This window comes from Kordia zhangzhouensis, assembly GCF_001005305.1.
In the GTDB taxonomy this organism is placed as follows: domain Bacteria; phylum Bacteroidota; class Bacteroidia; order Flavobacteriales; family Flavobacteriaceae; genus Kordia; species Kordia zhangzhouensis.
In genome coordinates, this window is sequence record NZ_LBMH01000003.1 from 647,698 (window position 1) to 667,928 (window position 20,231).

Consider the following 20,231-nt stretch of genomic DNA (forward strand, 5'->3'; position numbering starts at 1 on the left):
GACTTTTTTTGATAATACCTATATACTTTAAATTATATGCAATTTCTACATGTAGGGTATTCTGTTTGAGTAATACACACATTTTTAATGCTTTCAACACCACAAGTTGGGAATTCAGTTTGCGTAGCACATGGACTATCAATACTTCTTACTCCTTTTCCTCCCTCTAGAGCAGAGGCATTCAAATTGGAAATTTCTCTTTTTCTCAACGATAAATTTTTTACTTGTTGTTTTTTCATAAGATGTAAATTTTGATTGTTTTATTTTGTGTAAAACAACATCAATCTACTGTAGAGCACAAGGAAAGTAATTACTATTTTATAAAGCGCACAGTATATACAAAAACTACAACCTCAAACATATCAATAGTTTACACACGAATGCTTCGTAATTTTTGACTTGTAATTTGCATGTATTCAATTTATAAAATGACACGTATATCTTTTGAAATCTGACTCTATTTTATCTATCTTCTTCTATCCAAGTTCCAACATTTCCATTACTTCCCAACGTGTATCCTAATCGATAACTCCCTGCTTTTTTCATTTCAATATATTTCCCTGGCGCTGGAATAATTCCGTTATCTCGAAGAATTGCATTAAAAGAAGCTAGTTTGCTTTGAGATAATACACGACCATTGTGATTAATTGAATTTCCATTGATTAATAATTTTACCGGTTCGTCTGTAGAGTCAATGTATCCTTTTTTATATAAGTCATTAAATACTTTTTTGATTCGAGCATTCAACCCTACAATGACAATATGGTCTTCTTTTTTGTAAAAAGAAAAATCAGTATTTGACTGCATTCCCGCATCTAGGAACATTTTATTGTATTTAGCATACTGAACTTGAGTAAGCTCTGAACCATTAACATACATGCGATTTTTTTCTATTGTAAAAGTAACTTCGTTTGTATTTTCAACTAGCGCATCTTTTTTTAGTTGAGCTAATAGATTTTCTTGCAATTCTGGCCAAATCCAGTTTATTTTCCCTCCAGAAACGGGCACATATTTTGTTTTTGGGTCTTCCAACAAACGTTGTATATAGTTACTCACACCTCCACTATGACGCGCCCTTTCTTCTACTCTTTTAGCTTCCCTATCTAAACGTTTTGCTTCTCTTTCTATACGCGCTGCATCTCTTTCAATTCTTTGCGCATCTCGCTCTACTTGTTGTTCTACGCGACGTGCCTCTCTCATAACTTGACGTTCCAGTCGTTCTGCTTCTCGTTGCATACGATCGGCTTCACGACGCTTTCGATCAGCTTCACGCTGTAAACGCAATTTTTCACTATTAACATTAGAACCCGAAATAATCATTTTTACATCTTCTCCGAGATCCTTAATTTTTTCAGCTAAATCTGGTGAAGCTACTTCTAAGTCAACTGAAATTCGCAAACTTCTTTTTGTAAGTTTTACTTCATATACTTTTTCATCGTTACTCCATTTTGAATATCCTTTTTCGAGCAACATATTTTTTCCGCCAAGTTCTTTTTCTATTAATTTTTTTAAGCGATCATACCTGTTTTCAGGGAATTTAGCCCTTAGTTTATAACTATCATTATCATGACTAATAGAAATTGAAGTACTTTCTCCTTGACTACTATTACTTGTGATACTAACAGAACTAGAAGTTGATGGTGGAGTTGGTGGTAAAGGTGGCTCTTGTTGCGCAATACTTAAATGAGTTGCAAACATTGCGATTACTATGAATACATTTTTCATTGTTTTTTGATTTTTTTGAATTAATTATTGATTTTAAATGTAAGTCCAACTCCACGAGTACTTTCAATGGTAATTGTTGGATCTTCTTTAAAATATTTCCGAAGTCGGCTAATGAAAACATCCATGCTTCTTCCAGAAAAGAAATCATCATTTCCCCAAACGTTTGCAAGAACGTCTTCTCGCTTCACCATTTGGTTCTTATGATCGAAGAAATACTGTATAAGTTGCGCTTCCTTTTCAGTAATTCGTTGAATTGTACCGTTGAATTGTAATTGATAGTTTTGCTTGTCAAAAATATACGCACCAATAGAAAAGGGTTGTTCGTTTTTTGATGATTGATGATTTCGTTGTGTACGTTTTAAAATGTTTTGCAAACGCAATACCAATATATCTGCTTCAAACGGTTTGACGATATAATCGTCGGCTCCGAGTTTTAATCCTCGTATTTTATCTTCCTTCATCTTTTTGGCAGTCAAAAAAATAAAAGACACTTCCGGATCGTGTTCTATCACTTTTTCAGCGAGTGAAAAACCATCTAACTTAGGCATCATTACATCAAATACACATATATCAAAAGCTTTTGCCCCTTGATGTTCTTCTGCAATAAATAATGTGTATGCTTCTTCGCCATCCTTAGCCCAAATCACTTCAAAATTGTGAATCATCAAGTATTGTTTTAATATACTTCCAAAATCGTAATCGTCTTCTGCGAGTAAAACTTTAGTATGTTCCATTAGTGAATTGGTATTTGAATAATAAAAGTGGTTCCTTTATGCACTTCGCTTTCTACTATTATTTCTCCATCATGAGCTTTCACAATTTGACTTGTATAATACAAGCCCAATCCAAGACCTTTTACATTGTGTACATTTCCATGACTTACTCTGAAAAATTTGTCAAAAATTTGCTGTTGGTCTTTTTGATTAATACCAGGACCGTTGTCCATAATTTTGATTACATAGGTGCTTCCTTTTACAAATGTTTCAATGCTAATTTTGGTTGGGCTATTTCCATATTTTACAGCATTTTCTAGTATGTTCATAATAGCCGTTGTAAAATGAAATGTATCTATTCGCAATACTACTTCTTGCGAGCATATATTATTTTCAACTTCTAGCTCATGTTGTTGTGTAGCGAGTTTAAAATCTGCTATTAAGTCATTGAAATAATCAGTATCAGTTACCAAATCTTTAGATAATACAATATCATTAGCACTTAAACTATTGGTTAATACTTGATCAATCAGTTTTTGCAACCTAGTATTTTGCCTATCTACAATTGCTAATGTATTATCAAAAGCTTCTTCTGAGTTTCGTATTTCTTTGTTTTTTAAACTTTTGGATGCCACACTCAATGTTGCTAGTGGCGTTTTTAACTCATGAGTAATATTATTAATAAAGTCTGTTTTGATTTCGGTAATTTTCTTTTGATTGATGAGTTTTTTGATTGAATAATATAGCAGTCCTACCACAAATAAAAAAAGCAATACAGAACAGATTAAAAGTGTTGCCATACGTCTAAAAACGATACTTTTCCAGTCGGTAATAAGAATTACATCACGAGTTTTCAGCTCCACATCAAAAGTATTTAGAAAAACACTGTCTTTTTCTTGAGTAATGAAATCAAACTCAGTAAACGTTCTTGAATTTTTAACTACATGCGAATCTTTATCTTTAAAATCTTCTCCTAAAAAAGTAGCATTTTGCATACTGCTAGAAGGAAAGATGGTATCATTTTTTTCACCAGTAAACACAACAATACTAACCAACTCTCGTTTGTAACGAATTTTATATCCTAAGTTTATAGAATCCAATTCTTTTTGATAGCGTTGCATGTAAGGAGTATTGATATTATCACTTACGGTACGCAATTTTTGAATTACTGTTTTTTTGCTGATTCTATCATTTTCATAATCCCCTAGATTCACTCTTAAATCTTCTCCGAGAATATCCATAAGTGAATCCAATTCAGGATGATTATCGATATCGGAAATTGCATCATCAGTTTCTTGAATAAAAGCACGTTTTTTTAATTGATAAGTGTTTTCTATCAAATATGCTTGAATTCCCGATAGAGCAATTAAGGTAGCAATTGAAGCAATTATTAATATGGTGATTTTATTTTTCATGTATGATTGGTTGGTTGTCACAAACTGTTTTCTCAGTTTTTACATTTCAAAAGTAGCGAATCACCTACTGGTTGCCATAAAATTTTATATCGTTAACCGAACATTAACCTAAAAAACGCTGCAAACCTATGTGTTTACAGCGTTTTATATTTTGAATGTTAATAGATAGAAATGGTTCATATCTTATCCATTAACTTACAGGTGATTGTTTAAAAGACGTAATTGACACCTAACCCTAAAACTTCTCTTGTTTGGAAACCTTTAAATGCGTTATCGTCATAAATGGTTTGAAAATTTATAGTTGTTGACAGATATTCATTGATTGTCATCACTACATTTACACTATAATCAAGGTCTACATTTTTAGGATCTTCTAAATAGTTTGAATAAAGGTTGACAACATTTTCCATAATCACATTATTCAATAAAGGAAATTTACAGTATCCAGACGCATACATTCCTAGTTCATAACGAACAGACTCTCCTTCAACCACACCAAAATATTCTTCATTTGGCAAAGTAAATTCGTCATCAACAATAGTTACTTTGGAAGTTCCTGGTGCAATATTGAATTTGAAATTATCATTTTTTTTCCACAAAACTCCAGGTCCAAATGACACATAGGCTGGTGAAAATGCATTGGTATGTTCCATTCGAATTTCTTTCCCGTTTTCATTAGTAGTATATCGAAACCCTTTGGTTATTTGTGTTCTAAAATTTAAAAACCCAGAATAGAACCAATGATTTCTTCCTTTTTTTCCTATTACAGAGTTAAGTTCAAATCGATCATCCGTTTTTTTTGTGAATTTACTGTTTCGTGTTTGAGTTAATCCGTACGCAACAATCACTCTATTATCCCAATCCCAATCTTTTTGATGATAATTAAAATCGTAATGAAGCCCTAAAGTTCCTGAAATACTATTTTCTCCTCCAGCAACCCAATTAGAAAAAGCAGCTTGATTGAATAGAAATGATATCTTTCCTTCGGAACGCCAACCTTTTGGAATTGGATCTCTTTTAGGTATGATTGATTTACGAATTGCTCCTTTTAAAACTTTTACTTCTCTTCGTTTTTGAGATTCTTGAGCAGTAAGAAGCATACTTATACAAAATAGGCAGATGGTTAGTGCATTTTTCATAAAGTTAGTCTTAGATATTTAAAAGAAGGTTCAGCATCAAAAATTATACCAAGCAAAAATAAAAAAAGCACTTCAATATTGAAGTGCTTTTCATTTTTATTGAAAATGGATTCCTTATAGATTGTAACTCAATCCAAAAGTCCAGTAAGATTGAAGTTTATTATCTACATTTTCAAATGTAGTACCTATGTTCCCGTTTGCAAGATTAAAGTTGACAGCTTCTTGTTTATTTTGACGCAGTCCAAAATCAAATCCTACACCAATTCTTTTCCATAAAGTATATGAAAAAGAGTTGATCCACGTCCAGTTTGAGTAATCATTGCTCTTATAGCTCTGAAATAACGACAAATTTGTTTTGAAGTTAATTTTACCAATATTTCTTGTATAATCTGCTACAATTTTTGCTCCTAAAGAAGACTCAAAAACGGTGTCATTATCACTAAATACAAAGTTGTAGTTTAATGGATGAATAACTACTACTAAGTTTTTAATAGGTGTCCACGTTGCTCCGACTCCGACATCTAAGTATCCTGGATCATTGAAGTTACTTAGAATTGTAGTTCTATATTCTACCAATCCAGAAACAGCAAATTTTTCACTTAATTTTCGTCCGTATAAAGATGTTAAATTAAATACATCTGTAGCTTCTCTAAAATCATCACTATCAGTTGGATCATCTTTATCATCAAGTTTTACCCAAGCTAAGTTTACATTTAAACTATTGTTCCAGAAAAATTTCTCTTGGTTTAGATTCGCAAATCCATTTACTGTAAATCCAATATTCCCAGAAGCATTGTTAGGTGTTCCTTGTGCATACCAATTATTAAATTCAGAAAGGCTTCCTCCAATTACTCCAAAAGCTCCAATTTTCCAACCTGGTAGTGCATCAATTTGAGCTTGTATAGCATTTGCTTCCGCCTGTAAAGCATCGGCAGCAGCTTGTTTTTCTGCTTTTTGAGCTTTTAATTCTTCTACTGTCTGTGCATGAATAGAACTCATTCCTAAACACGCTACAATTGCAAATACGATTTTTTTCATAAGTATTGTTTTATTTTTTTGCGACGGCAAATATAACTGTTGCTTTTCAGTTCACAAAAATAATAATATTTATACAATTATTTGAATTTCAGATTTTTACAAAATATATAGAGCTATATTTTCTTTTTATAAAGAGGAACTGATGAACATGCTTCTCCATACATGATACTTTTGGCAACTCCATGTAATTTACCAATTAGCATCGTGTAAGCATTGTCTGGTATAGGTTTGTTTGCACATCCTTTAATGATAACAGGTTTATTTAAATAGTTTGAAACTTCCAAATTATTAATGACTTCTTGATAAATGGCCGTTTCTAAATTCTCCAAAGTGCCAATTATCACTTTTTCGACAAAAGGTGTCAAATGTACGCTTATCAGCATATATGCCCAAGCAGGAATGATTGCATCAGTCGCACAATACAATGCTACATATTGATTTTTGTATTGTGACCAGTCATGCTCTGCTACATGATTCCTGAATTCTTTTTCGCGAAGAATCAATCCTTCCATTAACCAACCAGAAATATCAAAAAGCACACGTTTCCCAGAAGGATAATAATCCTCAAGGTCAATCGTAACTAGTTTACTTTGTGCGACTCTATTGATAATCTCGTCTGCCATACACTTGTTATAGTAATCCTAATTCAAGTTTAGCTTCTTCACTCATAAGTTCTTTATCCCATGGTGGATCAAAAGTAATTTCAACAATGGCATTGTTAACTTCTTTGAGTGATTTTACTTTTTCTTCTATTTCCAACGGAAGAGTTTCTGCCACAGGGCAATTAGGAGACGTTAATGTCATTAAGATTTTCACGTCATAGTTTTCATTTACAAAAACATCGTAGATTAATCCTAATTCATAGATATCTACTGGAATTTCTGGATCGTAAATTGTTTTTAAAACTTTTACAATCTTTTCGCCTAAAGCGTCTGTATCTATAGTGATTTCTGACATGTTAATTGAGTTGAGTTTGATATGCGACAGCGTATAACTTTAGTTGTTTGATCATGCTTACCAAGCCATTAGCGCGTGTTGGCGACAAATGTTCTTTTAGCCCGATTTCATCAATAAAATTTGTATTAGCTTCAATAATAGCTGATGGCTTTTGATTGGAAAACGCTCTAATTAGAATTGCTATGATTCCTTTTGTAATGATTGCATCACTATCAGCTGTAAAAACAAGCTTTCCATCTTGCATTTCCCCATGAACCCAAACTTTACTTTGACAACCTTTGATAAGGTTTTCATCCTTTTTAAGGCTTTCATCAATTAGTGGCAGCGATTTACCTAAATCAATCATGTATTCATAGCGTTGCATCCAATCATCAAACATGCTAAACTCATCTACTATTTCTGCTTGTATTTCTTGTATCGTCATTATTTCGTTCTTCGTTTTTACACGATTGTTTTTATTTTGACGCAAAAATACAACATCTATTACGGTTTATCAACTGCATTTATCATTGCTTCAATTTTTGTCATTAAAGCGTCCAATTCTTTTGGTGGGTTTCCATGCCCAAACTCTACATTGGTTACCACATTCTCTTTGTAGTTGATAGTTAACAGGGCAGGAATAACGGCATCTCGTCCTAAATCGTCTGGATTGACATAGTTGTTTTTTAGTTTTTCTGCATCAATTTTATCCAACAACTGTATGATTTCTTTCCAATCTTCAGCAGTCATATTTTGTTGTATTGTGTTTTTACCATCTCGTGTATTAGTAAGTAAAAAATTTTCTTTAGATAAATTGACTTTTTGATAAAACCCTCTTGAAGAAGCCTCATATTCAATGGTTATATTATCTTGCGCACTTTTAGTTGCTAGTTCCTTAGAAGAACCATCATTACAGCCATTTGCAAGAATCACTATTGAGAAAACATAAAATAGAAATTTCATAGTATTTATTTTTTAATATATAATGATACAAAAAAAGACGCCAATTGGCGTCTTTTCCGTATTAAATTTAGCACTTATGTTAGGTTAATTCACTAAGTTTTCTCTTGCACCTCCTGGTACTAATACGCCACGCATTCTACTTTTTTGTCCTGCAGTAAACATGTTCATACAAGCATCGTCAGTGTAGTCCATATAATTCATTGTCATATCAGTAGAACGACAGTGAGTTGTAGGGTAAGAAGGACATCCGTAGTTTGGTCTGTCAGAAGTTGGTGTATCAGAAACAAAATCATCTCTATTACATCTTCCATCTCCCCAAATATGACGTAAGTTTAAGTAGTGTCCTACTTCGTGAGTTGTAGTTCTACCACCATCAAATGGTGAGGCAACATATCCAGTTGTCCCAAAGAATTGTGGACCAACTACGACTCCATCAGTTGCAGAATTTCCTCCTGGGAATTGAGCATATCCTAAAATTCCTCCACCGATATTACACACCCAAATATTTAAGTGAGTTGAAGGTGTTACTGGTGGATACGTTGATTTTACTAAATCGTTTGTACCCCAAGAAGTTCTTGAATTTGCATGTCTAAAAACTCCTGCAAGTGTAAATTGAATTTCAGTATCAGCAGCTACAGGAGCAAATAATGAAGGCGTTTGATTCGCATCATTGTTTGTTCTTCTAAAATCATCATTCAATACAGCCATTTGTGAATTGATCTGTGCATCACTGATATTTTCATTGTTGTTACTATATACTACATGTACATATACAGGGATTGTCACTACACCAAGATTGTCTGTTGGAGGTTGTGGATCTCCTCCACCATTTCCACCACCGCCATTACCTGGCTTTTTAGCTAACATACGTTGACGATATTTTTTCTCAATATCAAACATTCTATCTGCAAGATCCGCATCTTTGTCAAGTTGTGCATTCAATCGCTGCATTGTAAAACATCCTCCAGCATTTTTCGTCTCTACATCATCAGTACGTAAGTAGAAATTACTCATATCTACTCCTTGTAAGTCATCATTTGTTGTTGCAGCCTGATCATCGCTACACGATACCATGACCATCGCAAGAGCAGCCATGCTTAAAAAAATTTTTTTCATAATTTTCTTAATTTAAGTTTTTTGGGTTAATAAAAAAATCTGTCAAATGTATTTATTTTTGTTAAAAATTTAACAAATTCACTACATTTTTAGATAAATAGCACGATATCAATAATTTTTATGTAAACAAATCATAAAATGTTAATTTTACTCGCAAGTGAAAAATACTAATGCAATCGATAAACTGCATTTATTTTTTTTATGAATGCGCAAAAAAAAAGAATCGACCAATGGCACGATTCTTTAGATAAGTAGTTTTTTTAGTTCGTTTTTACGAAAGCATCATTTTGGCTTTCTTAATAGCTTCAATAAATACATCTATTTCTTCTTTGGTATTATAAAAAGAAAATGAAGCTCTCACTGTTCCAGGAATTTTATAAAAATCCATAATAGGTTGTGCACAATGATGTCCTGTTCGGACAGCGATTCCTAGTTTATCTACAATTGTTCCGATATCGTAAGGATGAATATTGTTTATATTGAATGAGATAACAGCCGTTTTTTTACCAGTACCATATATGGTTACATCGCCTATTGCAAGCAATTTTTTTGTAGCATATTGAAGTAATTCTTCTTCATATGCAGCAATCTTTTCAAAACCAATTCCATTCATATAGTCAAGTGCCGCACCAAATGCTATGACTCCGCAAATATTTGGAGTTCCTGCCTCAAATTTATGAGGTAACCCTGCGTAAGTAGTCTTTTCAAAGGTTACTTGATCAATCATTTCTCCACCGCCGCGATATGGAGGTAATTTTAGCAACCATTCTTCTTTTCCATACAAAACACCTACACCTGTTGGTCCGCATATTTTATGAGCTGAAGCCACATAAAAATCAACGTTTAATGCTTGTACATCTGCTTTTATATGTGGGGAAGCTTGCGCTCCATCAATCAAAACAGCAGCTCCAACTTCATGTGCTTTTTCAATGATGAATTCGATTGGATTGATTACTCCTAATGCATTTGACACGTGGTTACAAAATACAATTTTAGTCTTTTCAGTAAGCAGTGACGTATACGACTCCATATCAAGCTGCCCATTTTCAAACATAGGGATTACTCTTAGTATTGCACCTGTGCGTTCACATAACATTTGCCATGGCACTATATTCGAGTGATGTTCTAAAGCAGAAACTATAATTTCATCATTTTTTTTGAGCAACGAAGTAAATCCGTTAGCTACCATATTGATACTATCAGTTGTTCCTGAGGTAAGAATCATTTCGTACGGCTTTGCAGCGTTGAAATGTTGTTGAATTTTTATACGTGCTTCTTCATAAGCATCGGTTGCTTCTTGACTTAGTGTATGCACACCACGATGAATATTCGCATTGTAATGCGAATAATAATTTACAATACAATCAATTACCTGTTGTGGTGTTTGCGAAGTTGCCGCATTGTCAAAATATATTAATGGTTTTCCGTTTACTTGTCGTTCTAAAATCGGAAAGTCCTTACGTATCTTTTGAATGTCTAACATGTTTTCTTTTTCTAAGCTACAAAGGTACTAACTATTCTTATAAACCTTTATCACTTTTGTAAGGAAATCAGTTGTAGCTGTAACAGTTAAGCATAGATTTTTTTATGTAGTTTATCGAGTTTTTGAGGTTTCCTTTTTTTACATTTACTTGTTGAATCTTCTTTTTTTCGATCTTTACTAGAGATAGCAATTATGCACTAAGCTTGATTTACTATTTGAAAAATAGTATTTTTCCCAAACCAAAAGCGATTATAATGGCCCAAACAAAATCATCTACGACCAAAACATCTACAAACGCAGCTATTGCTAATCAACTTATCATCGCACAACTTTTTTGCATATTGTATCTTGCTGTAAGTTTTGTACCATTGTTTGGCGCTGTAGATTACGATGCGGTTCAATGGCTGTATTTTTCTATATTGAATATCGCTTATTTGGTGTTTTTATGGAAGCATCGAGACTTTTTTCAACCTTTCAGTTTACCCCAAAAACCCAAAATTTATTTAGCTTTTTTAGTTGGTTTTTTTACAATGGGTTGTTTGTCTATAATCACGGCAATCAATGTTAGTGAGAGCCTTGTGCATTTATCACGTTTTGTTAATGTAATTATTACGTTTTACTCTTTATATCTTTTTGTTAGAAAGAGTCCGAAACTGTTTTTTTATCTACTCTGTAAAGTATCACTATTTGTTATCTTATATCAAAGTTGGTATGCTCTTGATTATTTTATAGGAAATTCACATATTGCTCGATCAGCAGAATTTGTGTCTAACTTTAGACATCCTTTTTCTAGTATAAATATTTATACCGCATTTATTGTCATACAGATTCCTTTGGCAATTTATGGACTTGTTTATTTTTCAAAAATTTGGAAATACATTTCTGGGATTTCCTTATTCTCAGGAAGTTTAGCGTTGTTTTTGGCCGGTTCGCGAACTGCAATTGTATCCTTGACCATTATTTATGGAGTTAGTATTCTTTTTGCTATTTATGGAATAGTAAAACGTTCTGCTTATCAAAAAACAATAAAAGAAACCATTATTCTTGTTGCCATTCCTTTAACAGTACTCCTTTTAGGAATAAACATTAACAAAATTGATAAAAAGTCCATGAATTCAATCAGTACCGTATTGAATCCAAAAAATATTGACTTTTATGATGGAAGAAACGTACTTTCAACTTTATCAGACCATCAAAAACCTACAGATGTTCATATTGAGCTGCCATCTCGAATAAGTTCTGGTCGTTTTTCTTTATGGCAACTTGCGTATACTAATTTTAAGAAAAATCCGCTTTTGGGAGTTGGATACGGAAACTTTAAAGCTCTTGAAAAGAAAGAACATTACGCTAACTACACGCATAATAAAGGAACATTTGCAAATCCGCGTCGAGCACATAATGATTTTGTTGAAAAACTCGCAGAAACTGGAATTGTTGGGTTCTTATTATATATAACTCTTTTTATAGTACCTTTTATTTGGTTTGTAAAATTGATGAGACGTGATGGTGATTATCAAAAACAGTTTTTATATCTCTGTATCTTTTTAGTCGCAACAGCTTACACTATCGATGCCTTATTAAACTTTCCATTAGAACGCCCACCAATACAATTGTTCTTTATTTTGGCAGTAATTTTTATCTTGACTTTCTCCACAAAAGACTCAAACGAACAATCTACTTCTATTCCCCAAAAAACACATTTCATTATATATGGTATTGCATTATTGATGACTTCTGCAAGTATTGCTTCAAACTATTTGGTATTAAAATCGTATCAATTACAAAGAGAATTACGCACAGATTTATCTGGAAAAACTTTGTTTAGTGATGAACCACTTAAAAATAATTATGCAAACATTCAAAAAAGATGGATTAATTATCCACAATTGAGTCACGTTGGTACTGCCAATAAAGTATATTTAGCTAACTATGCAATTAAAGCCAAAAAATATGATGAAGCACTACAAATTTTAAATGAAATCAAATCATATAATGGTGATGCACATTTAGTGAAAGCCTTTAAAGCAGAGATTTTTTTGAATGTAAAAGATGATTTAGATAGTGCTAAATATTATGCAGAAGAAGTATTTGACGAATATCCGGCATTCAAAGCCAATTACACTATTTTGAAAAACATCTACCGTGCTCAAAAAGATACGGTCAATTTATGGAGAGTAATGAATCGCTACACAACTAAAAACTATCGAGATGTAAATGGTTGGATTGCGAAAGCTACTATGGTTTATGAGTTTACTAAAGATACGTTACGAATGCAAAAAATTTTGGATACTGGACTCGCATACAACTCGTATAGTAAAAAAATTCTCGACACAAAGAAAGATATTTCAAAAAGGCTTAGTTTTAAATCCTACTTAAGTAAAAAAGAGGTAAAAGCCAAGCACCAAGAGGCATATGATTTCTTCGTGAAACAACAATATGAACAAGCTCGTCATATTTTTGAAGAAATTTTAGAAACCAATCCTAAAGATTATTTATCTATTCAAAATATCGGGATTATTGATTTGATTCAGAAAAACTACGCAGAAGCTATTAAAAAATTGTCTATTGTAATTAATGCAAGTGCATTCTCTGATGGAAAAGCTGAATACAGTCGCGGATATTGTTACGAACAACTTGGACAAATAGAAAAGGCTAAAGTTGATTATAGAAAAAGTAGGGCAAAAAAATATCCGCAAGCAATGGCTCTTCCTGAGTCAAAATTAGAATAGTTTCTTTTTCTTTTTTGGACAGCACTATTTTGTTGGCACTTCAAAAAACATTTTTTCTTATCTTATTGTTTGAGGTATTGCTAACAATTGTCCTTTTTATACAAACATTATACGTATTTTTTTTGCGTTGACACAAAAAAGAGTACTTCACTTTTTTCCTTTGTCTACGAATTGTCTACGAAAAAAAACGCGTGCTTGTAAAATGTGTATAAATGGTATACGCCTTAGCGCTATCTTCTATTGTTTGTATGCGTAATTTTAACATGCTTTAAACTAACCAACCAATACCATATTGTTACATCATGATTGAAAAAGCATTACAATTCACGGGAAAAGCGCTCAACCAATTTGTCAAAAAAAAATTTGGCTTGGATGAAGACATCGTGAAAATCAATGCCATAATTGATCAAAATGGTGTTGTTCCACTAGAGAATCAAAATAAAATCATTCTCTCTTTAATTCATGTTGAGCAAGATACTACTACTCAATTTTATAATAGGAATCGACAATTAGAAAGTGGCACATACGTCAAAACTCCGCCAAGTCACCGCTACAATTTATTCACACTTATCACACCTAATTTTGAGGCTTATACTGAAGCTTTAAAGTTTTTGGATGCTTCTATTCAGTTTTTCCAGATTAATCCACTAATTGATGCTACTAAAAATGGAGAAATTCCTCCAGAGTTAGGGAAATTGGAATATGAATTTCAAAAAGGTGAGAACTATATGCAAATGCAAAATTTGTGGACTGCTCTCGGAGCTAAATACCAACCATCGGTCATTTATAAGATTCGTTTAGTAACAATTGTATCCAATGAAATTGAAGGATTTGAAACAGCTGTAACAAATATTAACTCAAAAACCAATGTAAAATCATGAATACAACCTATACATCAATGTTCAGGGTACATATCACTCACTCCTACTATGCTTCAAATGTATGTGAGTGTTTTAAGTATGAAGCTCACCCACAAACACAAGCATTGATGCAAAAATATGGAATTGTACTTCATATAATGAATAGTGGTTTTGAACTATTTGCAGCCACCAATCAAACCATAGAAACTTTCTTAACATACATTTCTCAGGTTTCAAATCAAACCTCATTCGATTTTTGGGCTACCACAACTACACAAAACTTTTACAACTTTACAAAAGTTCCCTACAATATGCTTGGAACTTTAACCTATTCAAGTGCCAATATTGGAAATGAAAGTAGTGATGGTATTTTTCTCTTAGAAAATTTTGAAGCGAATTCTTCTGCTGAAAAAGCAATGACTGTATCAATACAATTTCAGGATGTAATTTCACTTCAAAAAGAGAATCAAATTTTACAATTCAATATACAATTGGAGGCGCGTAGCACTCAATGGAATTATTTTATTATTCAAAATTCAGATCAATCCTATCAAGAACTGTCAATTCAAAGTAAGGATCGTTCAATTCATTTTTCAAAACCTCAACAAACTACTTTGCAAAATGGTCAAAAAGCCGTCTGTTTTTCTTCTGAAGAAACTAAGATTCCGCTTCACGACACTATTATCAATCCATTAGACCTTATTAATACAAAAAAAACAGCATCGGGCAAACGTAACGAAATTATTATCAAAGGATTGCCCATTCCCAATCCGGAGAATTTACAAATACAAAACGATCACACAATAGCATCTGTAGCATATGTATATATCTAAGATGCCTTATTCAACAATTATAACAATTAACACGAACTAATAACTATGTTTTATGAATTTATCAACCATTAAATCTCCAGGGGTTTATATCAACGAAATAAATGGTTTCGGTAATTCAGTTGTTCCTGTAGCAACTGCTGTACCCGCCTTTATTGGGTATACACCACAAGCCATGTACGAAGGAAAATCATACACCAACGTACCAACGAAGGTATCTTCGTTTGCTGACTTTCAAGCCATCTTTATGTTACCTAACCCGTCACCTCCTGCAGATCCTGCAAAACAATACAGTCCACAATATTATTTAGTAGCACAAAAAAGCTTACCTGAAAAAGGTGATTATGTATTGATTGACGGAACTTATTATTCTATTGTCCCTGATCCAAACACCATTTACTACATGTACAATAGCATTCGTTTATTTTACGAAAATGGTGGAGGCGATGCGTATATTGTTTCAGTAGGAACATACGGGCCGCAATCAGGAAAACCAATGACACCAGGCGACCAAATTGTCAATCCAAATGTACAGCTTAATGACCTTTCTAATGGACTGGCTTTATTAAAAAATGAGCAAGAACCAACCATGTACATTTGTCCGGAAGCAACCTTGCTTTCTGTTGAAAACAACGGAACATTGATGCAGGAAATGTTATTACAAAGTGAAGACATGCAAACCTCTGTGTGTATTTTTGATATTATTGGCGGAAGGAATCCTGACCCAATCATGTATACAAACGATATTGAAACGTTTCGTAACAATACAGGAGCCAATGGTTTGAATTATGGTGCTGCTTATTATCCTTTTGTGGGTACTACAATCATGCAAACTTCTGACTTGGATTACACCAATCTTTTTGGAGGTGATTTAAAACAATTACAACCGTTATTAAGTCCAGCAGACAATCCTAATTCTACAGTAGAAACAATTATTGGAAATATTGAAAATCCTTCTGGAACTCCGCTAACTGTTAGCCAATATAACAACTCACTTATTGCAGCAAGTAAAACCTACAGTACCATCATTAATCATGTATTAAACGATGCAAATATGTTGCCTCCGAGTGGTGGAATGGCTGGAGTTATCACAGTAACCGATAATGAGGTTGGTCCTTGGCAAGCACCTGCAAATACTTCAATGGTAGGAGCCGCTTCGTTGCCAATTAAATTGTCCGAATCTCAGCAAGCAGATCTCAATGTTGATGCAGTTTCAGGAAAATCGATCAATGCTATCCGTTTTTTCAATGGCCTTGGAATTTTGATATGGGGAGCAAGAACTTTAGACGGTAATAGTCAAGATTGGCGCTATCTTTCGGTACGTAGAACTATGATTTTCCTTGAACAATCGTGTAAACTTGCTGCTCAAGCATATGTATTTGCACCAAACGATAAAAACACTTGGGAAGCTGTAAAATCTATGATTGGTAGTTTCTTAACAAGTGTGTGGAAAGAAGGTGGATTGCAAGGTGCAACTGCAGCTAGTGCATTTTCTGTAGATTGCGGTTTAGGTACTACTATGACTTCAGACGATATTTTGAATGGATTTATGAACGTAACCGTTAAAGTTGCGGTTGTACGTCCTGCAGAATTTATTGTACTGACATTCCAACAACAGCAAGCAACCTCAAGCTAATCGAATTTAATAAATTAAATCATTCAAAAAATAAATTAACATTTAAAAACATATTATTATGGCAGATGATGGAAGTAAAGAAGGCTCAACATGGCCCATGCCAAAGTTCCGATTTGAAGTAGACTTAGGAACTGAGTTAAAAGGAGTCGCATTTCAAGAAGTTTCTGGAATGGACGTAGAAAACCAAATCATTGAATATCGCAAAAGTAACAGCACGTTGTTTTCAACTGAGAAAATGCCCGGCATAGTCAAATATGGAAACGTAACCATGAAACGAGGCGTTTTTGTAAATGATAACACATTTTGGAACTGGCATGCTGAAATTTCAATGAATACAATCAAACGTAGAACTGTTCTCATCAAATTATTAGATGAATCTGGAAAAGTAACCATGCAATGGCAACTTAATAATGCGTGGCCAACCAAAATTACGAGTACCGATTTAAAGTCTGATGGAAATGAAGTTGCGATTGACACTTTAGAAATTGCTCATGAACAGCTAATTATTACGAATGGATAGTAGTTCTACATATCCTGTTGGTTTTTACTTTTCACTTTCGTTTGAAGGTGAAGATGCAGCTTTTAAAGAAGTATCGGGCATCAGTAAAGAACTTGGTGTCGAAGAAGTTGCTGGTGGTGGAGAAAATCGGTTCAAATATCGATTACCAACTGTTAGCACAAGTAAAAATCTAGTACTCAAAAGAGCTATTGTACCAACAGGATCAAAACTAATTTCGTGGTGCGCTGACACGCTAGATAACGGTTTGGCAACAGCTATCCAAACACAAGATGTTTCTGTAGATCTTTTAGATAATGAGGGCAAAACACTAATGAAATGGACATTTTACAATGCATATCCCGTAAGTTATGCAGTTTCTGACCTAAAATCTCAGGAAAGTGAAATTCTCATTGAAACCATTGAACTCGCTTATAATTATTTTAATATTTCATCTACATCTTGATTAAAACAAGCAACAAATCATGCCTATAGAAATTAGAGAACTTATAATCAAAACAGAAATAAAAACTGTTCATGAAAATGTACATAGTAAACGAACTGTACAAGATTCAACAAAACTAAAAGACGAAGTCCTTGAAATGTGCAGGCGTATGATATTGGAAGCTCAAAAACGTGAAAAATATAATAGGTAATATACGATTATGTCTTTAGAATACATGAAAATAACTGGATACAAAGATGAAGACTTCACACAAGCTGTCTCGGGTGAACCCTATAATTTGATGATTAATCCAGAAACTATTCAATGGAGTCGTTCTATAGAGTATAATGAACAACAACCTATTGACACAAGTTCAACTTCGCAAAAGTACAAAAGTACGCCAAGTGACAATTTGAGTTTTGATATTGTGATTGATTGTACAGGTGTTGTTGACAATAAAAGAACAGACCTAAGCAATGAAATTAAAGCGTTAGAAGACATTGTGTATACCTATAATGGAGATATTCACCGCCCAAACTATGTAAAAATTCAATGGGGAAGTAATTTGGTTTTCTACAGTGTATTAAAATCTTTTGATACGACTTATACTCTTTTTAAACCTGACGGAAGTCCGCTAAGAGCTAAAGTTTCATTGACTTTTGGGAAATATATTTCTTCAGATAAACGAAAAAAAGAAGATAATGAAAGTTCTCCTGATATTTCTCACTTGGTAGAAGTAACTCAGGGCGAAAATTTGCCTCAGCTATCAAACAAAGTTTGGAATACTCCATATTACTATATACAAGTTGCTCAGTACAACGACCTAAACAAATTTAGACAACTAAAAGGAGGACAACAATTACTGTTTCCTCCCATTATAAAATCATCGTAAATGAGTGCGTCAACAAATATTTCTAGCGGAGGTTTAGTAACCTTTGACATTAAAACGGAAGGCAATGCCATTCCCGATGCTATGGATATACAATCTATTGAAATAGAAAAAGGTGTAAACCGTATATCTGTTGCTAAAGTTACTATCATTGATGGAAGTCCTGCAACAGAAACATTTGAAGCTAGTTCATCTAGCACATTTATTCCTGGAAACTCCATTACAATTGAAGCAGGGTATGATTCTAAAAACGAAGTTATTTTCAAAGGAATTATTACTAAGCAAAGTATACGTGTACACGGAGCCGAAGGTTCTGTATTGATTGTTGAATGCCGCGATGAGGCTGTAAAAATGATTGTTGGTCGTAAAAGTGTTACTTATTCCAAACAAAAAGATAGTGACATTATGAGCACAATTATAGGGAATTACAGTGGCTTAAGTGCTGATGTTTCCGCAACTTCAACAGAATGGCCTGAACAGGTACAATACTATGCAACTGATTGGGATTTTCTATTAGCTCGCGCCGAAACAAACGGAATGATTGTAACTACGCTAAATGGAAAAGTATCTGTATTTCCTCCTGATACTAATACAAGTTCTGTATTAGAAATTGCTTACGGAAACAATCTATTAGAATTTAATGCCTCGCTCGACTCAATCACGCAATTAGGATCTGCAAAAGCAACTTCTTGGGATTTTTCGACACAAGCTACAGTTTCAGGAGAAGCTACCAACAGCTATGCAGGACCAGGAAATCTATCTTCTAAAAAACTTTCGGAAGTAGTGGGACTTTCTAATTATGAGTTGCAAAGTACGGCACCAATGGAAAGTACAGATTTAACAACTTGGTCTAAAGCTGCTTTGACGAAAAGTTCATATTCAAAAATTCAAGGAGATGTGAAATTTCAAGGAAGTAATCTAGTAGATCCTGGAAAATATATCACACTTGCTGGTTTAGGAGACCGATTTAACGGTGATCATATTATTTCAAACGTACATCATGTTATCGGTAATGGAAATTGGACCACCGAAGTTTCTGTAGGATTATCACCTGTTTGGTTTACTGAAGAACCTGATGTTATGGCACCTCCAGCATCTGGATTATTACCTGGAGTTCAAGGACTTTTCAATGCTACTGTAAAAAAAATGTATGAAGACCCTGATAATCAATATCGTGTATTAGTAGACATCCCTTTATTTGACCCAAATGGTGAAGGACTTTGGGCACGACTGACCAATTTCTACTCTACTTCAGGAGCAGGAGCTTTTTTTATGCCTGAAGTTGGTGATGAGGTTGTTGTTGGTTTTCTAAATGAAGATCCACGTTATCCCATTATTATAGGAAGCATGTACAGTTCGTCTAATAACAAACCTTTTAACGGGTTAGACCCTAATGAAAATAATACAACAAAAGCTATAGTTTCCAAGTCAGGGATTAACATTCAATTTGACGATGAAAAGAAAATTCTAACGCTTGAAACACCTAGTAAAAACACGGCCATTTTTAGTGACGAAGACAAACAAATTACCATCAAAGATCAAAACAATAATAGTATTGTGATGTCAGAAAGCGGTATTACAATTAAAAGCGAAAAAAGTATCACTGTACAAGCTACAGAGAATTTAACCTTGCAAGGAAATCAAGGAGTTACTATACAATCTTCTGGAGGTGATGTACAGATTAAAGGAATGAACATTAAATCCAATGCTGATATGGAATACTCTGCCGAAGGAAGTATGACTGCGTCGCTCCAAGGAGGCACTCAAACCACAATTAAAGGCGCAATGGTAATGATTAACTAATGTATAACTAAGCAA

Annotated in this window: 21 protein-coding genes; 9 read left to right on the forward strand and 12 right to left on the reverse strand. The window is 33.6% G+C overall.

Features of this window, described 5'->3' with window-relative positions:
* Positions 1–32: 32 nt before the first annotated feature.
* The 12 genes from AA088_RS06235 to AA088_RS06290 all read right to left on the reverse strand — a co-directional run bounded on the left by AA088_RS06235 (position 33) and on the right by AA088_RS06290 (position 10,528).
* Positions 33–239 (reverse strand): hypothetical protein, encoded by a 207-nt coding sequence (locus AA088_RS06235; protein ID WP_046744066.1) that lies wholly within the window; start codon positions 237–239, stop codon positions 33–35.
* Between the two features lie 223 nt (positions 240–462).
* Positions 463–1,725 carry a hypothetical protein gene (locus AA088_RS06240; RefSeq protein WP_046744067.1) on the reverse strand — a complete coding sequence of 421 codons (1,263 nt, stop codon included), beginning with the start codon at positions 1,723–1,725 and terminating at the stop codon, positions 463–465.
* Between the two features lie 20 nt (positions 1,726–1,745).
* Positions 1,746–2,459 (reverse strand): response regulator transcription factor, encoded by a 714-nt coding sequence (locus tag AA088_RS06245; protein ID WP_046744068.1) that lies wholly within the window; start codon positions 2,457–2,459, stop codon positions 1,746–1,748.
* Positions 2,459–3,853 (reverse strand): sensor histidine kinase, encoded by a 1,395-nt coding sequence (locus AA088_RS06250; protein ID WP_046744069.1) that lies wholly within the window; start codon positions 3,851–3,853, stop codon positions 2,459–2,461. Before AA088_RS06250 ends, AA088_RS06245 begins: the two co-directional genes overlap by 1 nt.
* A gap of 209 nt (positions 3,854–4,062) precedes the next feature.
* Positions 4,063–4,992 (reverse strand): DUF3078 domain-containing protein, encoded by a 930-nt coding sequence (locus AA088_RS06255; protein ID WP_052752802.1) that lies wholly within the window; start codon positions 4,990–4,992, stop codon positions 4,063–4,065.
* 114 nt (positions 4,993–5,106) lie between these two features.
* Positions 5,107–6,030: a DUF3078 domain-containing protein gene (locus AA088_RS06260; protein ID WP_046744071.1), complete on the reverse strand. Its 924-nt coding sequence runs from the start codon at positions 6,028–6,030 to the stop codon at positions 5,107–5,109.
* 113 nt (positions 6,031–6,143) lie between these two features.
* Positions 6,144–6,653: a DUF2480 family protein gene (locus AA088_RS06265; RefSeq protein ID WP_046744072.1), complete on the reverse strand. Its 510-nt coding sequence runs from the start codon at positions 6,651–6,653 to the stop codon at positions 6,144–6,146.
* 7 nt (positions 6,654–6,660) lie between these two features.
* On the reverse strand, positions 6,661–6,987 hold the full coding sequence (locus tag AA088_RS06270) for an iron-sulfur cluster assembly protein (RefSeq protein ID WP_046744073.1): 327 nt from the start codon (positions 6,985–6,987) through the stop codon (positions 6,661–6,663).
* Position 6,988: 1 nt separating this feature from the next.
* On the reverse strand, positions 6,989–7,411 hold the full coding sequence (locus tag AA088_RS06275) for a SufE family protein (protein ID WP_046744177.1): 423 nt from the start codon (positions 7,409–7,411) through the stop codon (positions 6,989–6,991).
* 59 nt (positions 7,412–7,470) lie between these two features.
* Positions 7,471–7,929, reverse strand: a complete 459-nt coding sequence (locus AA088_RS06280) for a hypothetical protein (RefSeq protein WP_046744074.1) — start codon at positions 7,927–7,929, stop codon at positions 7,471–7,473.
* An 84-nt stretch (positions 7,930–8,013) separates the two neighbouring features.
* The gene (locus AA088_RS06285; protein ID WP_046744075.1) at positions 8,014–9,045 is read right to left on the reverse strand and encodes a zinc metalloprotease; all 1,032 of its coding nucleotides are present in this window, start codon (positions 9,043–9,045) and stop codon (positions 8,014–8,016) included.
* A 271-nt stretch (positions 9,046–9,316) separates the two neighbouring features.
* Positions 9,317–10,528: an aminotransferase class V-fold PLP-dependent enzyme gene (locus AA088_RS06290; protein ID WP_046744076.1), complete on the reverse strand. Its 1,212-nt coding sequence runs from the start codon at positions 10,526–10,528 to the stop codon at positions 9,317–9,319.
* 254 nt (positions 10,529–10,782) lie between these two features.
* Between AA088_RS06290 and AA088_RS06295 the strand changes: the two genes are divergently transcribed.
* The 9 genes from AA088_RS06295 (at position 10,783) to vgrG (ending at position 20,216) form a co-directional block, all read left to right on the forward strand.
* Positions 10,783–13,257: an O-antigen ligase family protein gene (locus AA088_RS06295; RefSeq protein ID WP_046744178.1), complete on the forward strand. Its 2,475-nt coding sequence runs from the start codon at positions 10,783–10,785 to the stop codon at positions 13,255–13,257.
* Positions 13,258–13,559: 302 nt separating this feature from the next.
* Entirely contained in the window at positions 13,560–14,138 is a 579-nt protein-coding gene (locus AA088_RS06300) for a DUF4255 domain-containing protein (RefSeq protein ID WP_046744077.1), read from the forward strand.
* Positions 14,135–14,950: a hypothetical protein gene (locus AA088_RS06305; protein ID WP_046744078.1), complete on the forward strand. Its 816-nt coding sequence runs from the start codon at positions 14,135–14,137 to the stop codon at positions 14,948–14,950. Before AA088_RS06300 ends, AA088_RS06305 begins: the two co-directional genes overlap by 4 nt.
* Positions 14,951–15,002: 52 nt before the next feature.
* On the forward strand, positions 15,003–16,583 hold the full coding sequence (locus AA088_RS06310; RefSeq protein ID WP_046744079.1) for a phage tail sheath family protein: 1,581 nt from the start codon (positions 15,003–15,005) through the stop codon (positions 16,581–16,583).
* A gap of 58 nt (positions 16,584–16,641) precedes the next feature.
* On the forward strand, positions 16,642–17,103 hold the full coding sequence (locus AA088_RS06315) for a phage tail protein (RefSeq protein WP_046744080.1): 462 nt from the start codon (positions 16,642–16,644) through the stop codon (positions 17,101–17,103).
* Positions 17,096–17,545 carry a phage tail protein gene (locus AA088_RS06320; RefSeq protein ID WP_046744081.1) on the forward strand — a complete coding sequence of 150 codons (450 nt, stop codon included), beginning with the start codon at positions 17,096–17,098 and terminating at the stop codon, positions 17,543–17,545. The genes AA088_RS06315 and AA088_RS06320 overlap by 8 nt, the downstream gene beginning before the upstream one ends.
* Positions 17,546–17,564: 19 nt before the next feature.
* Positions 17,565–17,735, forward strand: coding sequence for a DUF5908 family protein (locus AA088_RS18810; RefSeq protein ID WP_394332084.1), 171 nt, complete (start codon positions 17,565–17,567; stop codon positions 17,733–17,735).
* 24 nt (positions 17,736–17,759) lie between these two features.
* Positions 17,760–18,416, forward strand: coding sequence for a CIS tube protein (locus tag AA088_RS06325; RefSeq protein WP_046744082.1), 657 nt, complete (start codon positions 17,760–17,762; stop codon positions 18,414–18,416).
* Entirely contained in the window at positions 18,417–20,216 is a 1,800-nt protein-coding gene (gene vgrG, locus AA088_RS06330) for a type VI secretion system tip protein VgrG (protein ID WP_046744083.1), read from the forward strand. It abuts the gene before it with no gap.
* Positions 20,217–20,231: the final 15 nt, after the last annotated feature.

Excerpts from the sequence above, each read along its gene's own strand:
- AA088_RS06315 (WP_046744080.1), top strand. The coding sequence starts at position 16,642 with ATGGCAGATGATGGAAGTAAAGAAGGCTCAACATGGCCCATGCCAAAG.
- vgrG (WP_046744083.1), top strand. The coding sequence starts at position 18,417 with ATGAGTGCGTCAACAAATATTTCTAGCGGAGGTTTAGTAACCTTTGAC.
- AA088_RS06260 (WP_046744071.1), bottom strand. The coding sequence starts at position 6,030 with ATGAAAAAAATCGTATTTGCAATTGTAGCGTGTTTAGGAATGAGTTCT.
- AA088_RS06285 (WP_046744075.1), bottom strand. The coding sequence starts at position 9,045 with ATGAAAAAAATTTTTTTAAGCATGGCTGCTCTTGCGATGGTCATGGTA.
- AA088_RS06310 (WP_046744079.1), top strand. The coding sequence starts at position 15,003 with ATGAATTTATCAACCATTAAATCTCCAGGGGTTTATATCAACGAAATA.
- AA088_RS06245 (WP_046744068.1), bottom strand. The coding sequence starts at position 2,459 with ATGGAACATACTAAAGTTTTACTCGCAGAAGACGATTACGATTTTGGA.
- AA088_RS06300 (WP_046744077.1), top strand. The coding sequence starts at position 13,560 with ATGATTGAAAAAGCATTACAATTCACGGGAAAAGCGCTCAACCAATTT.
- AA088_RS06305 (WP_046744078.1), top strand. The coding sequence starts at position 14,135 with ATGAATACAACCTATACATCAATGTTCAGGGTACATATCACTCACTCC.
- AA088_RS06280 (WP_046744074.1), bottom strand. The coding sequence starts at position 7,929 with ATGAAATTTCTATTTTATGTTTTCTCAATAGTGATTCTTGCAAATGGC.
- AA088_RS06270 (WP_046744073.1), bottom strand. The coding sequence starts at position 6,987 with ATGTCAGAAATCACTATAGATACAGACGCTTTAGGCGAAAAGATTGTA.
- AA088_RS06250 (WP_046744069.1), bottom strand. The coding sequence starts at position 3,853 with ATGAAAAATAAAATCACCATATTAATAATTGCTTCAATTGCTACCTTA.
- AA088_RS06265 (WP_046744072.1), bottom strand. The coding sequence starts at position 6,653 with ATGGCAGACGAGATTATCAATAGAGTCGCACAAAGTAAACTAGTTACG.
- AA088_RS06290 (WP_046744076.1), bottom strand. The coding sequence starts at position 10,528 with ATGTTAGACATTCAAAAGATACGTAAGGACTTTCCGATTTTAGAACGA.
- AA088_RS06320 (WP_046744081.1), top strand. The coding sequence starts at position 17,096 with ATGGATAGTAGTTCTACATATCCTGTTGGTTTTTACTTTTCACTTTCG.
- AA088_RS06255 (WP_052752802.1), bottom strand. The coding sequence starts at position 4,992 with ATGAAAAATGCACTAACCATCTGCCTATTTTGTATAAGTATGCTTCTT.
- AA088_RS18810 (WP_394332084.1), top strand. The coding sequence starts at position 17,565 with ATGCCTATAGAAATTAGAGAACTTATAATCAAAACAGAAATAAAAACT.
- AA088_RS06295 (WP_046744178.1), top strand. The coding sequence starts at position 10,783 with ATGGCCCAAACAAAATCATCTACGACCAAAACATCTACAAACGCAGCT.
- AA088_RS06275 (WP_046744177.1), bottom strand. The coding sequence starts at position 7,411 with ATGACGATACAAGAAATACAAGCAGAAATAGTAGATGAGTTTAGCATG.
- AA088_RS06235 (WP_046744066.1), bottom strand. The coding sequence starts at position 239 with ATGAAAAAACAACAAGTAAAAAATTTATCGTTGAGAAAAAGAGAAATT.
- AA088_RS06325 (WP_046744082.1), top strand. The coding sequence starts at position 17,760 with ATGAAAATAACTGGATACAAAGATGAAGACTTCACACAAGCTGTCTCG.
- AA088_RS06240 (WP_046744067.1), bottom strand. The coding sequence starts at position 1,725 with ATGAAAAATGTATTCATAGTAATCGCAATGTTTGCAACTCATTTAAGT.